Below are 13,723 nucleotides of genomic sequence, written 5' to 3'. Positions count from 1 at the left end.
TGTTGCCCCCCGCAGGGGGGTTGGCGAAGCGACACGAAGTGCGCGAAGACTGGGGGGAGACTCATTTATCTGCCTCCCTTGCGCGTAAAGAGGCCCTGCGGGCGCCACATCAGGATCAGGATCATCAGCAGGTAGACGGTGAACGCGCCCATCTTCGGAATGAAGTACTTGCCCGCCACGTCGGCGATGCCCAGCAGCAGCGCCGCCGCGAGCGGCCCGGTGATCGACGAAGTGCCACCGACGGACACCACGATCAGGAAATAGATCATGTACTTGAGCGGAAAGGTCGGATCGAGCCCCAGGATCTCCGCGCCCAGCGCGCCGCCGAGGCCCGCGAGCCCCGAGCCCACTGCGAAGGTCAGCAGGAACACCACGTTCACGTTGATGCCCAGCCCCGCCGCCACGCGCGGATCATCGACCGCTGCACGCAGCCGGCTGCCGAAGCGCGTCTTCGACAGGATCAGCTGCAGCACCACCGTGAGCACGGCGCACACGCCGATGATGAAGAGCCGGTAGTGCCCCATGCCCAGCAGCAGCGCACCGTCGCCGATCTCGGTGCGGCCGCGCAGCCATTCGGGCAGCTGCACGTTCTGCTGCGAGGAGCCCACGAAGTAGTCGACCGCCGCCACCGCCATGAAGGCGAGGCCGATGGAGAAGAGCACCTGGTCGAGGTGCGGCTTGCCGTACATCGCCCGGTATAGCGTTCGCTCCAGCAGCGCGCCGGCCAGCGCGACAACGATGAACGCGAGCGGCAGGCACGCCAGGAACGGCACACCCAGCTTCTGCATGGCGAACACGGTGAGATAGCCGCCCGCCATGGCGAAGGCGCCGTGCGCGAGGTTGATGAAGTTCATCAGCCCCAGAGTCACGGCCAGCCCGACGGCGAGCACGAACAGCAGCATGCCGTAGGCGATGCCGTCGAAAAGAATGGTCAACATATGAGCGACTCAGCAGCTTGCCGCACGGCGCGACGCCTTCGGGAAACACCCAGGACCCGGCTTTGACGGGCCTGCGGTGTTTCCCCCGGTAGGTGGTTGGCGAAGCGACACGAAGTGCGCGCAGCCTGGGGGCGAGCCTTTATTTTGCTTTGCCGGGGTCCTTGACGCCCTTGATCACGTCGAACTCGACGTTGTAGAGCTGCCCGTCCTTCTTCTCGACCTTGCGCAGGTACACGTCCTGCACGATGTCGCGCGTCTGCGCATCGATCAGCACCTGGCCGCGCGGGCTCTCGAAGACCTGACCCTTCATGGCGCCCAGCAGCGCCTCGCCGCCGCCCTGGCCCTTGGTGGCCTTGAGCGCCTCGTAGATGATGCGCATGCCGTCATAGCCGCCCACGGCCATGAAGTTGGGGCGCATCTTGGGGTTGGCCTTCTCGAAGGCCTCGACGAACTTCTTGTTCAGTGCCGAGGGGTGCGCCGTCGAGTAATGGTGCGAGGTGACCACGCCCAGCGCGCCGTCGCCCATGTCGTTGAGCTGGTCGTCATCGGTCACGTCGCCGGTCGCGATCATCTTGATGCCGGCCTTGTCCATGCCGCGCTCCAGGAACTGCTTCATCACCGCGGCGCCTGCGCCCGAGGGCACGAAGACGAAGAGCGCATCGGGCTTCACGTCGCGCACCTTCTGCAGGAACGGCGCGAAGTCGGGGTTGCGCAGCGGCACGCGCAGCTTGTCGAGCACCTTGCCGCCGTTGAGCTGGAAGCGCTCGGTGAAGAACTTCTCCGCGTCGTTGCCCGGGCCGTAGTCGGCCACCAGCGTCACGACCGTCTTCACGCCGTTCTTCGGCGCCCAGTCGCCCATGGCCACCGACACCTGCGGCAGCGTGAAGCTCGAACGGACGATGTAGGGCGACGCCTCGGTGATGCTCGACGTGGCGGCGGCCATCACCAGCTGCGGCGTCTTCGACTGGGTGGCGATGGGCGCCACCGCGAGGGCCAGGGGCGTCAGGCCGAAGCCGGCGAGCACGTTGACCTTGTCGTTCACCACCAGTTCCTGCGCGAGGCGCTTGGTCACGTCGGGCAGGCCGGTGTCGTCCTTGACGATCAGCTCGACCTTCTTGCCGGCCACGGTGTCGCCGTTCTGGGCGATGTACAGGCGGGCTGCGGCTTCGATCTGGCGGCCGGTGGAGGCCGACTGGCCCGTCATCGGGAGGATCAGGCCGATCTTGAACTTGTTGTCCTGGGCACTGGCCAGCGACATCGAAAGTGCAAGAGCCGACAGGGCGGCGGTCTGGATGAGATGGCGTCTTTGCATGTATTTTCCTTTGAGGGGCGGAACGCGAACCGGCGCTATTTTCAACACTTTGCAACATCCGGCGCAGCAGGCAATCACCTAGCCGGGCACAGTCGCTGACCTTTGTTGCGCGATTGCCAAATGAACTGCGCGATCATCGCGCAATGCAGTCTTCGACCCGTCACGGGCCGCTTGCATCGGTTGCCGTCAGCTCTCAGCGCGGTAGGCGGAATCGAGCGTGAGCGTACCCACGGCGCGTGACACGCAGGCGCAGATGCGCGTGGCCGACTTCTTCTCGTGCTCGCTGAGGAACACGTCGCGGTGGTCGACTTCGCCGTCGACCGCGATCACGTCCATGGCGCACAGCCCGCATTCGCCGCGCCTGCAGTCCGACAGCGTCTGCACGCCCGCCGCGTCGAGCGCGTCGAGCAGCGTGCAGTCGGCCGGCACGGTGATGGTCAGGTCGTGCCGCGGAATGCGAACCTCGAAGGACTGCGTGGCCAGCCGGCCGCTGCTGCCGAAAGTCTCGAAGCGCAGGTCCGCGATCGGACGGCCAGCCGCCTGCCAGGCGCGCTTGAGGGCTTCGAGCATCGGCACTGGCCCGCAGGTGTAGAGCTGCCCGCCAGGCGGCAGCGCGGCGATGGCCGCGGCGAAGTCGATGGGCGCGGCGCCCTCGTGGGCTTCGACGCCCTCGTCTCCCAGCGCCTCGCGCAGGTGCGGCAGGTAGCCGAACTCGTCGGCGTTGCGCGCGCCATAGAGCATCTTCACCGGCACGCCGGTGCGCTTCGCGTGCGCGGCCAGGCGCTGCGCCATCAGCACCAGCGGCGTGATGCCGATGCCGCCGGCCACCAGCAGGTAGCCCGGCGCGGAAAGGTCGAGCGGAAAGTGGTTCTGCGGCGCGCTCACCTGCAGGCGGTCGCCGACCGCGAGCCGCCACATCGCGAGCGAGCCTCCGCGGCCGTCGTCCAGGCGCTTGACTGCTATGCGCCAGCAGCTGCCGTCGCCTTCGCCCACCAGCGAGTAGGAGCGCGTCTGCACCCTGCCCTGCGCGGTCAGCACCTGCACCTGGAGGTGGGCGCCGGGCTCATGGGCGGCGGCGAATCCGCTGTCGGGGCGCAGCTCGAACTCGCGCACGGTGGGCGTCACGTCGCGCAGCGCGACGACCTGCGCATTCATCCATTGAAGATCGCTTTTCATCGGGAAACACCAGGGGAGAAAAAGAAAGAAGAGAAATCAGCCGCGCCGGCGGATCAGCTGCACGCCCGGCAGCGGACGCTGCTCGGCGGTGGGCGTGCCGTGCAGCGCCTCGCGCAGGTTGCGACGTGCGATGCGGCTGTGCTCGCGCATCAGCGCCTCGGCGCGCGAGCCCTCGCCGGACTCGATGGCGTCGAGCACCTGCACGTGCTGGTCCTGCGCGACCACGAGCATGTCGCGCGCAGCCGGCGAATTGGCCTGAACCACGACGAAGCCCGAGGGCGATGCGAAAGGCAGGTTGATCACGCGCTCCAATTGCTGCGCGATGACGGGGCTGCCCGCCATCTCGCACAGCAGCGCATGGAAGCGCTCGTTGTGCGTCACGTAGCGCGAGAAGGCGGCGTCGTCGAGCGCAGGTTCGCGCAGCAGTTCGTCGATGCGCTGCAGGCAGGCGCGCGCCTCGCGCAGCACCACCGGCGCCGCGCCGCGCTCGGCGGCGAGCCGGGCGACCAGGCCCTCGAGCGTGCCGCGCAGCTCGATGGCGTCGGCCACGTCGCGCTCGGAGAAGGTGCGCACCGCATAGCCGCCGTTGGGCAGCGCCTCGAGCAGGCCTTCCTGTTCGAGCCGCATGAGCGCGGTGCGCACCGGGGTGCGCGACACGCCGAGCTGCTCGGAGATCGCCACCTCGGCGATGCGCGCGCCGCCGGGCAGCTCGCCCGCGAGGATCATCTCGCGCAGCCGCAGCTGCGCCTTGACGGCCTGCGAGCTGCCGCTGTCGCCGGGCTCGGCGGCAGCGGAGACGGCCGCGACCTTCACACGGCTCACGCGGCCTCCTTCTGGGCCGGACGGATCGGAATCGCCGCGCGCGCGGGCTTCTCCTTCTCGATCATGCGGTCGATGAGCTTGCGCGCCCACATCGAGCCGGCGTCGATGTTGAGGTTGTAGAACTGGTGGTCCGGGTGCTCGTCGATGGCCTTCTGCTGCGCTTCGAGCACGAGTTCGTCCTCGCGGAAGATGCCCGAGACGCCTTCGCGCAGCTCGTGCGTGAGACGCTGCTCGCCCAGGCAGTAGTTGCGCGCGAAGGCCCAGAAGTAGAGGCAGGTCTTGTCGGTCTCTGGCGTGATGGTGTTGAGCACGTAGCCGTTGACGCCCTTGCTGCGGTCGCCCGGGTTTCCGTCGGAGGGCACCGCCCCGCTGCCGGCCTCGGCCACGCCGACGTCGATGTTCACCGTGCACGGGCCTTCGAAGCGGATGATCTGCCAGCGGTCGACCTTGCCGGTGTAGCCGCGCGCATGGCGGATCTGGCTGCCCCAGAAAGGCGGCGGATCGATGTTCTCCATCCAGCGCGTGACGGTGGCCGAGCGGTCGCCGTGCGTGGCGACGAAGGGCGCCTCGGCCACTTCGCGGTTGCCGATGGAGGAGCCGTGCACGAAGGTCTCGTGCGTCAGGTCCATGAGGTTGTCGACGACGAGGCGGTAGTCGCAGTGGACACGGATCATCTTGCCGTCGCCGGCCCAGGCGGGGTCGTCGTTCCAGTGCATGTCGGGGATGAGCGCCGGGTCGGCCTTGGCCGGGTCGCCGGGCCAGATCCACACGAAGCGGTGCTTCTCCGCCACCGGGAAGCTGCGCACGCAGGCCGAGGGGTTCAGCGTCTCCTGGCTGGGCATGTGGATGCAGCGGCCCTGGCTGTTGTAGACGAGGCCGTGGTATCCGCAGACCACCTCGTCGCCTTCGAGGCGGCCGAGCGACAGCGGCATCAGCCGGTGCCAGCAGGCGTCCTCGAGCACGGCGACCTGCCCGTCGGTACGACGGAACAGCACCACTTTCTGGTTGCAGATGGTGCGTGGCAGCAGCGTGTGTCGCACTTCGACGTCATAGGCGGCGGCGTACCAGGCGTTCAGGGGGAAGGCGGTCGTGGGCGTTTTCATGAATACTCAATGTATACAGAAACGATGGAATTTCCAGCGTTTTTGATCGATTCAAGGGTAAACACCGAGGCCTCTGTATACAGTCATCGTGGTTTCGATGGCGATACGATGCTCCGTTCGTTTCCCCAGATCACGATCACGACGGAGCCATCCATGACACAGCACGCCGCCTTGCCCGCCCGCTACGACCACGTGGGCAGCTTCCTGCGCCCCAAGTACCTGCTCGAAGCACGCGAGCAGAAGGCCAAGGGCGAGATCACGCCCGAGCAGCTTCGCCTCGTCGAGGACAAGGCGATCACCGAGATCGTCAAGTTCCAGGAAGACATCGGCCTGAAGAGCATCACCGACGGCGAGTTCCGCCGCACGTACTTCCACATCGACTTCCTCGACCAGCTCGGCGGCGTGAAGACCGATATCCCGGTCACCATCCGCAAGCCCGACGGCACCGAGGAACTGGCCCCGCCCGCGATGCGCGTGATCGACAAGGTCCGCCACGTCAAGGACATCCAGCTGGCCGACTTCCAGTACCTCAAGAGCCAGGTGTCCGCAGGCAACACGCCGAAGGTGACCATCCCCTCGCCGACCATGCTGCACTTCCGCGGCGGCCGCGCCGGCATAAGCAAGGACGCCTACCCCGAGCTCGACCCGGCCTTCTACGACGACGTGGCCAAGGCATACGGCGACGAACTGCGCTCCCTGGCCGCCGCCGGCTGCACCTACGTGCAGATGGACGACACCAACCTCGCCTACCTGTGCGACGAGCACATGCGCGAAGCCGCCCGCAAGCGCGGCGACGACCCCAACGAGCTGCCCCACCGCTATGCCGCCTTCATCAACAAGGTGGTGGCGCAGAAGCCGCCGGGCATGCTGCTGGCCATGCACCTGTGCCGCGGCAACTTCAAGAGCACGCACGCCGCCGCCGGCAACTACGAGCCCGTGGCGGAAGCGCTGCTCAAGGAGATGGACCTCGACGCCTACTTCATGGAATACGACGACGCCCGCTCTGGCGACTTCAAGCCGCTGCGCTACCTGCCCAAGGGCAAGACCGTGGTGCTCGGCCTCGTGACCACCAAGTTCGGCGAGATGGAAGACAAGGACGAGCTCAAGCGCCGCATCGAGGACGCCGCCAAGTACGCCTCGCTCGACCAGCTCGCGCTGTCGCCGCAGTGCGGCTTCTCCAGCACCGTGCACGGCAACAACATCGCGGTGGAAGCGCAGCGCAACAAGCTGCGCCTGGTGGTCGAGACGGCGCAGGAGGTCTGGGGCTCGACCTGACCCGCCGTTTCTGTTGAAGTCGGGGGCATGAAAAGACTCACCCCCAGGCTTCGCGCACTTCGTGTCGCTTCGCCCACCCCCTCACCGGGGGCAACACCGGTGGCCCGGCAAAGCCGGTTCCACGGTGTTCCTCGAACAGGCCGGCAGGACTTCATGCGCAGCGGGTCGAGCGACGCAATGGAGGAAGCGCAATGACGCGAATCTATTCAGGCCCCCTCAGCATGTTCGGCGCCAAGGTCGAGATCGCGGCACGCGAGAAAGGCGTGCCGTTCGAGCTGGTCATGGTGCCCTTCATCGAAGGCGACCACTACGAGCCCAAGCATCCCGAGGTGCTTCGGGTCAATCCCGTCAAGCAGCAGGTGCCGGTGCTGGTCGACGACGAGGTCTCGCTCTTCGACTCGACGCAGATCTTCGAGTACCTGGAAGACCGCTATCCCAGCCCCGCGCTTTGGCCCCGGGGCATCGCGGAACGGGCCCGCGCGCGGCAGCTGGAGCAGAAGTCGGACGAGGTCTTCTTCCCGAACGTGATCAAGCTCTTCGGCCTGCAGGAGGCCATGCAGAGCGCCCCCGCGATCGCGGCCTGCGCCGGCTGCGCCCGCTTCTACGAGGAGATGGAAGGCCTGCTCGCCACGCGCGAGTACCTTGCGGGCCCCTACTCCTTCGCCGACATCGCCTTCTACATGGCCTGCATCTTCGCGGACCGCAAGGGCGCGGGCATGACCGATGCCACGCCCCGGCTGCTCGCATGGCGCACGCGCGTGGGCGACAGGCCCGCCGTGCGCGCGGTGGTCGAGCCGATGATGCGTTTCCTCGCCTCGCAGGGACGCGGCGTCCCCGCCTTCCTGCAACGCTGAAGGGCCACTGGGCGCGGCGCGTCCGTCGCTCAGGCATCATCGGTTCATGCCGACCAAAGAGTTCGACTGGCTGCCCACTCCCTCGCAGCACTTTCTCGTCGTCACTTTCGCCCTGCTGGTCTATGTGCTGACCACGCGCGCGCGCCGAGAGCAGCGCGCCCCCACCACCGCCATCGCCTGGGTCATGGGGCTGGTGCTGATGCCCTATTTCATCCTGCCGATGTACCTGCTGTTCGGCCAGCGCAAGCTGCGCCCGGCGGGCTCGCCGCGGCCGCCGCGCTCGGTGCCGCCGGGCCATTGGGCGGCCGACCTGATCGAGAGCTTCGGCCTCGCGCCGCCGGGGCCCTGCGCGATCCGCATGCATGCCGACGGCGAGGCCGCGCGCCAGGCGCTGATGGAGGTGATCGATGGCGCCCGCGAACGCATCGACGTATGCACCTTCATCATCGGCGACGACGTGCTGGGCCACTCGGTGCTCGAGCGGCTCGCGCAGCGCGCGCGAGAAGGCATCAAGGTGCGGGTGCTGCTCGACGGCTTCGGCGCGCTGTCGCTGCCGCGCCATCACTTCGACCGGCTGCGCTCGGCGGGCGGCGAAGTGGCGGTGTTCCGGCCCTTCTTCAGCCTGCGCCGCATGGGCCCGCGCAACCTGCGCAACCACCGCAAGTTCACCATTGCCGACGACGGCTGGCTGTGGTCGGGCGGACGCAACCTCGCGGGCGAGTACTTCACCGGCAACGACAGGCACCCGCAGGCCTGGCTCGATCTCTCCTTCGACCTGCGCGGCAGCGTTGCGGCCGCCGCGGCGCGCCAGTTCGACCACGACTGGGCCTCGGTGCGCAGTCGCAAGCCCCGCGCCATCACCGCGCCCGACGCGGAAGGCCCTGGCAGCGCCATGGCCCAGTTCCTGCCGAGCGGCCCCGACCAGACGGAGGACACGGCGCATGCGCTGCTGATCGACGCCTGCTTCCGCGCCGAGCACCGCATCCTCGCCATCACGCCCTACTTCGTGCCCGGCGACGGCCTGCGAGACGCCCTACGGCTGGCCGCGCGCCGCGGCGTGCAGGTGACCATCGCGATGCCCGCGCGCTCCAACCACCGGCTGGCCGACTTCGTGCGCGCACGCGCGATGCGCGACCTGGCGCGAGCGGGCGTGAGCTTTCGCATGCTGCCCTTCATGGCGCACGCCAAGGCGGTGGTGGTGGACGAGGAGCTCGCCATGTGCGGATCGATCAACCTCGACCTGCGCAGCCTGCTGCTCAACCACGAGGCTGCGGTCGTGTTCTACGGGCAGGACCACATCGACTGGCTGGCCGAGTGGATCGAGACCACCGCATCGGCCGGCGAGCCCTATCGCGCTCGGCGGCCGGGGCTGCTGCGCGACGTGGCCGAGGGGCTGCTGCTCACTGTTGCTTTCCAGCTCTAGGCGCCCGGTGCCAGTTCGGGTCTGTAATCCAGGATGTACAGATGCAACAAAATTGAAACCAATTGAACAAGCACACTAAAATACCTACCGGTTTCGGGGATTGACAAGCCTTACCGCCTGACCGGCTCACCCCGGAATGGACGCTGACGGATCTCCCGGCACCCCCTGCCTGGCGGGGTAGCCCGCTCGGATGCGGCTTTTCACGAGGCCGACCCGGGCGCCGTTCGTTGGAGTCTTGCGCCCCGATCCCGGGGAAAACCGATGCGAGCTTTCTTCTCGCTGCGTGCCCTGGCGAATCTGGCAAATCCGGCGTTGCTGCTCTGGACAACGCTTTTCGCGCTTTCCGGAATGCCGGGTACCGCTTTCGCCGCCCTGGACGAGATCGGCCGCGCTCCCCCCAGCACCCACCGCCTGAAGTTCATCGTCGACCCCGAGCTGGCCGCCGACATCGGCCCGGCCGAAGCCGCCCGCCGGCTCGCGCAGTACGTGGCCGACGTCAACACCGTCTTCACGCGCGAGACGGTGCGCAGCTTCTCCTTCGACCCGGCCGCCGACCTGCAGCTGATAGCGCCCGCCAATGCGCCGCAGTGCAGCTACAACGGCCTGGTCAATGGCGAGGTGGTGGTCTGCGTCTCGAAATCCACGCGCGGCTACAGCCACGGCGGGCTCTCCACCAGCTGGACCTTTCCGCAGAAGGGCGTGGCCTGGAACCTGAACTGGATCGCCATCCACGACCCGCTGCGCCTGTCGCGCGCACCCACGCCGGGCGCGCCCGAGTCCACCGAGAAGGACTACCTCGCCCGCCAGCTCAAGACCCTGCTGCACGAGCTGGAGCATGTGTTCGGCGCGGGCTCCGGCGAGTACTACAACAGCGTCGCCGTGGCCGACACCACCGGCGTCGCGCCCGTCACCGACCTTGCGCTCGCCAGCGACGGCGACCGCTACTGGTGGAGCCGCCAGCACTGGCGGCTCGACCCGCTGCTGGGCACCGTCTTCGAACAGCGCCGCGACCCGGCCGCCAACCGCGTGGCAACGCTGGAGATGATCCGCTTCACCGAAGGCACGCGGGCCAACATCAATACCGACTGGACCGACTGGCCCAAGCTCGGCAGTTCGAAGTTCATGGCGGGCACCACCGCCACCCAGGTACGCGTGACCGACCGCGACACCGGCGCCGCCCTGGCCGGCGCGCAGGTCTCGGTGTGGCGCAACCCGGGACTCGGCAAGCCGCTGGTGATGCTGTCGACCGGCGTGGCCGACGCCTCGGGCCGCTACCAGTTCGACTGGGACTGCGGCTTCAGCTGCTTCGCCGTCGGCAAGACCACGCTGCTGGTGAAGGCGCGCGCAGCCAACCGTGCGCCCGGCGCGACCTGGTTCACCATCTTCGACGCCTTCGAGCAGAAGGCGGTGCAGGGGCAGCCGATGTTCACCATCGACCTCGCGCTCGGCAGCCCCGACGCGACGCCGCCCACCGTGTCGGTGGCGGCCCCTTCGATGGCCACGGTGGGACAGCTCACCGTCATCGCGCCCGCGGTGGTCGACAACGTGGGCATCGTCGGCGTGAAGGTCGTCGGCCGCGACAGCATTCCGATCTGCACCTTCACCGCCCCGCCCTTCACCTGCAGCTGGACGCCCGGCGCACCCGGCATGCAGACCATCCGCGTGATCGCGCTCGATGCGGCCGGCAACACGGCAGTGGCCGCGGCCAACGTGATCGTCAACCCGCCCTCGGACACCGTGCCGCCGGCGGTGGCCCTGACGGTGCCGGCGAGCGTGCCAGCGGGCACGGCAGCGCGGCTCGCCGCCAATGCATCCGACAACGTCGGCGTGGCCGAGGTGAAGTTCATCGTCGATGGCAGGACGGCCTGCGCCCTGCACGCCGCCCCTTACGTGTGCGCCTGGACGCCGAAGCGGGCCGGCGGGGCGAACGTCGAAGTTCGCGCGACGGACGCGGCGGGCAACGTGGCCAGCACGTCTGCCGCCATGCGCATCGAGGGTCTGCGTCCGGAAGACCTCTAGGCCATGGGCGGCGGCCGCCCGCTCGGTCGGCGGCTGCCGGTCGTTGCCTGCGTCAGTACCTGTTGGTGAAGCTCGCGTTACCCAGCCCGGTGCCGATGGTCAGCACGCCCCAGTGGCGCACGTCGCGCATGAAGGGCAGCTCGCTCAGGCCCTGCACCACTGCGTCGTTGTGCATCAGTACCAGCGTCGGGCCGGAGCCCATCATCGGCATGCGGCGCCACAGCTGGCTGGGCAGGTGGAAGGCATGGCCTTCCCAGTCGCCCGGCAGGTTCTGCGCGCCACGCGCGATGGAGCCATCGGGCCGGATGAGGCCCGGACAGCCGATGCCGATGAAAGGAGCGAGCCGGATCTTCTTGCGCTCGCTGTAGAGGATCATGTCCTGCAGCATGTAGGCGATGTGATCGACCATGCCGCCGCGGTTGGGGCCCTCGTCGGCATGGCGCCACTTCTCGCGCCGCACCACCTTCGCGAGCGAGAAGTCGGGTGCCTTGCGGTGGCGCGTCTTCACGATGCCGCAGCGCACGTTGGTGCCCCCGATGTCGACCGCCAGGATCGCGTCGTGCCCCTTCAGCATGGCCGGCGGCACCAGGTGCACCCAGCCGATCAGGCCGCCGTCGTCCACGTCGTGCGACAGGCGCGCGATCTGCACGTGCAGGCCCATCTCCTCGAGGATGGCGCCGGTCTGCAGGATGGCGCGCTCGCCCACGTCGCTCTCGGGAAAGCCGCCGCCGATCACGATGCGCTCGACCTTCTTCCACGAGGGCTGGCGCATGAAGCGCTGGATCACGAAGGCCAGCTCCTGTGCGAATTCCTCGATGGCCACGTGCATCAGGTCGGTGGCTTCCGACGCCTTCTTCTCGCTCAGCGCGCGGTCGAGCACCTTCTTCGAGAGGTCGCGCGAGTGCGAAGTGCCCAGCGGATCCTTGCCGTTCTTGCGGCGGCGCTTGCGCCAGCGCTCCAGCAGCTCGCGGAAGGCGGTCTGGCTGGCCTGGTCGCCGACGAAGCCGTCCTTGTCGCGCAACTGGAGGCTGTAGCCGTCCACCTGCAGGCCGGGCAGTTCGCGCAGGCCGTGGACGTTGGGGCCGGGGAGGTTGTCGTCGCTCGCGGGTGGGGTCTTTTTCTTCATCGCTGGCCACTTTGGCCCCGGACGGCCGCCGGCCCCATCGGCACCGCACGCCAGGGTTTGTAGGAGATCGGCGGGTACGCGCGACGAGGCGTTGTCTATACACTGGCCCGGATGCACCTGCCCCGCAGCTTCCGCATCTTCGCGCGCGCCGCCCTGCTCCTCGTCATCGCCTGGCTTGCCGTCTGCAGTGCCGCGCGGGCGGCCGACGAGACGCTGCGCGTCGGCTCCAAGCGCTTCACCGAGTCGTACATCCTGGCCGAGCTGCTGGCGCAGACTGCCGCACCGCACACGGCCACGCCGCCGGTGGTTCGCCAAGGGCTGGGCAACACGGCCATCGTCTACGAGGCCCTGCGCTCGGGCGCCATCGACCTCTACGCCGAATACACCGGCACCATCGCACAGGAAATCCTCAAGGGCGCGCCGGCAGGCACGCGTGAGGCGATGAACGCCGCACTCGCGCCGATGGGCCTGGGCGTTGCGATTCCGCTGGGCTTCAACGACGGCTACGCGCTCGCGGTGCGCGCCGCCGATGCCGACCGGCTGGGCCTGCGCACGCTGAGCGACCTGGCGAAGCACCCCGAGCTGAAGTTCGGCCTGTCGAACGAATTCATCGGCCGCGCCGACGGCTGGAAGGGCCTGGCCGGGCGCTACGGCTTCACGCAGGCGCCCACCGGCCTCGACCACGGCCTGGCCTACGACGCGGTGGCCGCCAAGCAGATCGACGTCATCGACATCTACACCACCGACGCCAAGATCGACCACCTGGGCCTGCGCGTGCTGGAGGACGACAGGAAGTACTTCCCGCGCTACGACGCCGTGGTGCTCTACAAGCTCGACCTGCCCAAACGGCTGCCCAAGGCCTGGGCCGCGCTGCAGGCGCTGGAGGGCAAGGTCGACGAGCACGCCATGATCGCGATGAATGCGCGCGCCGAGCTGCAAGGCGTGCCCTTCGACCAGATCGCACGCGACTTCATCGCCAGCACCTCCAGGGGCGCAGCGAATGCGCAGCCGCCGGAGGCACGCCGCGGCTTCGTCGCCAAGCTGTTCGGACCCGACCTGTGGAAGCTCGCGCGGCAGCACCTGCTGCTGGTGGCGCTGTCGGTGGGCATCGCGATCCTCGTGGGCGTGCCGATCGCGATCCTGGTGTTTCCGCACGTGCGGCTGCGTGCCGTGGTGCTGGGCTTCGCGAGCCTGCTGCAGACCGTACCCTCGCTGGCGCTGCTGGCCGTCCTGATCTCGATGCTGGGCGCCATCGGCGCGCTGCCGGCGCTGATCGCGCTCACCCTTTACTCGCTGCTGCCGATCATGCGCAACACGGTGACGGGCCTGGCCGAAGTGCCCAATGGCCTGCGCCTCGCCGGCACCGCCCTGGGCATGACCCCGCCGCAGAGCCTTCGCCTCGTGCTGCTGCCGCTCGCGCTGCCTACCCTGCTGGCGGGCGTGCGCACCGCCACCGCGATTGCCATCGGCACCGCCACGATCGCCGCCTTCATCGGCGCAGGCGGCTTCGGAGAACGCATCGTCACGGGCCTGGCCCTCAACGACCGCGAACTGCTGGTGGCAGGCGCACTGCCGGCCGCAGCTTTGGCCCTGTTGAGCGAAGGCGTCTTCGAACTCATCGAATACCTGATGCGCAGGCGCCGCCGGGCACCGCCCTCTTCATCGCCGCCTTGAT

11 protein-coding genes are annotated in these 13,723 nt (G+C 68.4%); 5 read left to right on the top strand and 6 right to left on the bottom strand.

Annotated features, from left to right (window positions below):
- Nucleotides 1–65: 65 nt before the first annotated feature.
- The 5 genes from FHY06_RS29465 to FHY06_RS29445 form a co-directional block, all read right to left on the bottom strand.
- Nucleotides 66–938 (bottom strand): branched-chain amino acid ABC transporter permease, encoded by an 873-nt coding sequence (locus FHY06_RS29465; RefSeq protein ID WP_184607208.1) that lies wholly within the window; start codon nucleotides 936–938, stop codon nucleotides 66–68.
- Nucleotides 939–1,077: 139 nt separating this feature from the next.
- On the bottom strand, nucleotides 1,078–2,250 hold the full coding sequence (locus tag FHY06_RS29460) for an ABC transporter substrate-binding protein (protein ID WP_019655844.1): 1,173 nt from the start codon (nucleotides 2,248–2,250) through the stop codon (nucleotides 1,078–1,080).
- A gap of 186 nt (nucleotides 2,251–2,436) precedes the next feature.
- The gene (locus FHY06_RS29455; protein ID WP_184607207.1) at nucleotides 2,437–3,426 is read right to left on the bottom strand and encodes a PDR/VanB family oxidoreductase; all 990 of its coding nucleotides are present in this window, start codon (nucleotides 3,424–3,426) and stop codon (nucleotides 2,437–2,439) included.
- Between the two features lie 36 nt (nucleotides 3,427–3,462).
- A complete protein-coding gene (locus FHY06_RS29450; protein ID WP_020723182.1) occupies nucleotides 3,463–4,239 on the bottom strand; it encodes a GntR family transcriptional regulator in 777 nt (258 codons plus the stop codon).
- Nucleotides 4,240–4,244: 5 nt separating this feature from the next.
- Entirely contained in the window at nucleotides 4,245–5,351 is a 1,107-nt protein-coding gene (locus tag FHY06_RS29445; RefSeq protein WP_019655841.1) for an aromatic ring-hydroxylating dioxygenase subunit alpha, read from the bottom strand.
- Between the two features lie 153 nt (nucleotides 5,352–5,504).
- On the opposite strand from FHY06_RS29445, the gene FHY06_RS29440 reads away from it, so the two are divergent.
- The 4 genes from FHY06_RS29440 to FHY06_RS29425 all read left to right on the top strand — a co-directional run bounded on the left by FHY06_RS29440 (nucleotide 5,505) and on the right by FHY06_RS29425 (nucleotide 10,922).
- A complete protein-coding gene (locus FHY06_RS29440) occupies nucleotides 5,505–6,626 on the top strand; it encodes a 5-methyltetrahydropteroyltriglutamate--homocysteine S-methyltransferase (protein WP_132751703.1) in 1,122 nt (373 codons plus the stop codon).
- 191 nt (nucleotides 6,627–6,817) lie between these two features.
- Nucleotides 6,818–7,480 carry a glutathione S-transferase family protein gene (locus FHY06_RS29435; RefSeq protein ID WP_019655839.1) on the top strand — a complete coding sequence of 221 codons (663 nt, stop codon included), beginning with the start codon at nucleotides 6,818–6,820 and terminating at the stop codon, nucleotides 7,478–7,480.
- 46 nt (nucleotides 7,481–7,526) lie between these two features.
- The gene (locus FHY06_RS29430) at nucleotides 7,527–8,903 is read left to right on the top strand and encodes a phospholipase D-like domain-containing protein (protein WP_019655838.1); all 1,377 of its coding nucleotides are present in this window, start codon (nucleotides 7,527–7,529) and stop codon (nucleotides 8,901–8,903) included.
- A gap of 348 nt (nucleotides 8,904–9,251) precedes the next feature.
- Nucleotides 9,252–10,922: an Ig-like domain-containing protein gene (locus FHY06_RS29425; protein ID WP_260310761.1), complete on the top strand. Its 1,671-nt coding sequence runs from the start codon at nucleotides 9,252–9,254 to the stop codon at nucleotides 10,920–10,922.
- A 52-nt stretch (nucleotides 10,923–10,974) separates the two neighbouring features.
- Here the strand turns inward: FHY06_RS29425 and FHY06_RS29420 are convergent, their stop codons facing one another.
- Nucleotides 10,975–12,048, bottom strand: a complete 1,074-nt coding sequence (locus FHY06_RS29420) for an ROK family protein (RefSeq protein ID WP_019655836.1) — start codon at nucleotides 12,046–12,048, stop codon at nucleotides 10,975–10,977.
- 111 nt (nucleotides 12,049–12,159) lie between these two features.
- Between FHY06_RS29420 and FHY06_RS29415 the strand changes: the two genes are divergently transcribed.
- Nucleotides 12,160–13,722, top strand: a complete 1,563-nt coding sequence (locus tag FHY06_RS29415; protein WP_184607205.1) for an ABC transporter permease/substrate-binding protein — start codon at nucleotides 12,160–12,162, stop codon at nucleotides 13,720–13,722.
- Nucleotide 13,723 lies beyond the last annotated feature (1 nt).

Origin of the sequence: Variovorax atrisoli, assembly GCF_014195185.1 — a bacterium.
GTDB classification, from domain to species: domain Bacteria; phylum Pseudomonadota; class Gammaproteobacteria; order Burkholderiales; family Burkholderiaceae_C; genus Variovorax; species Variovorax atrisoli.
The sequence above is the reverse complement of the archived record's forward strand: the minus strand, read 5'-3'. Positions and strand labels throughout refer to the sequence as shown.

Coding starts and splice junctions, on each gene's coding strand:
- FHY06_RS29445 (WP_019655841.1), bottom strand. CDS start 5,351: ATGAAAACGCCCACGACCGCCTTCCCCCTGAACGCCTGGTACGCCGCC.
- FHY06_RS29435 (WP_019655839.1), top strand. CDS start 6,818: ATGACGCGAATCTATTCAGGCCCCCTCAGCATGTTCGGCGCCAAGGTC.
- FHY06_RS29460 (WP_019655844.1), bottom strand. CDS start 2,250: ATGCAAAGACGCCATCTCATCCAGACCGCCGCCCTGTCGGCTCTTGCA.
- FHY06_RS29440 (WP_132751703.1), top strand. CDS start 5,505: ATGACACAGCACGCCGCCTTGCCCGCCCGCTACGACCACGTGGGCAGC.
- FHY06_RS29415 (WP_184607205.1), top strand. CDS start 12,160: ATGCACCTGCCCCGCAGCTTCCGCATCTTCGCGCGCGCCGCCCTGCTC.
- FHY06_RS29425 (WP_260310761.1), top strand. CDS start 9,252: ATGCCGGGTACCGCTTTCGCCGCCCTGGACGAGATCGGCCGCGCTCCC.
- FHY06_RS29465 (WP_184607208.1), bottom strand. CDS start 938: ATGTTGACCATTCTTTTCGACGGCATCGCCTACGGCATGCTGCTGTTC.
- FHY06_RS29455 (WP_184607207.1), bottom strand. CDS start 3,426: ATGAAAAGCGATCTTCAATGGATGAATGCGCAGGTCGTCGCGCTGCGC.
- FHY06_RS29430 (WP_019655838.1), top strand. CDS start 7,527: ATGCCGACCAAAGAGTTCGACTGGCTGCCCACTCCCTCGCAGCACTTT.
- FHY06_RS29420 (WP_019655836.1), bottom strand. CDS start 12,048: ATGAAGAAAAAGACCCCACCCGCGAGCGACGACAACCTCCCCGGCCCC.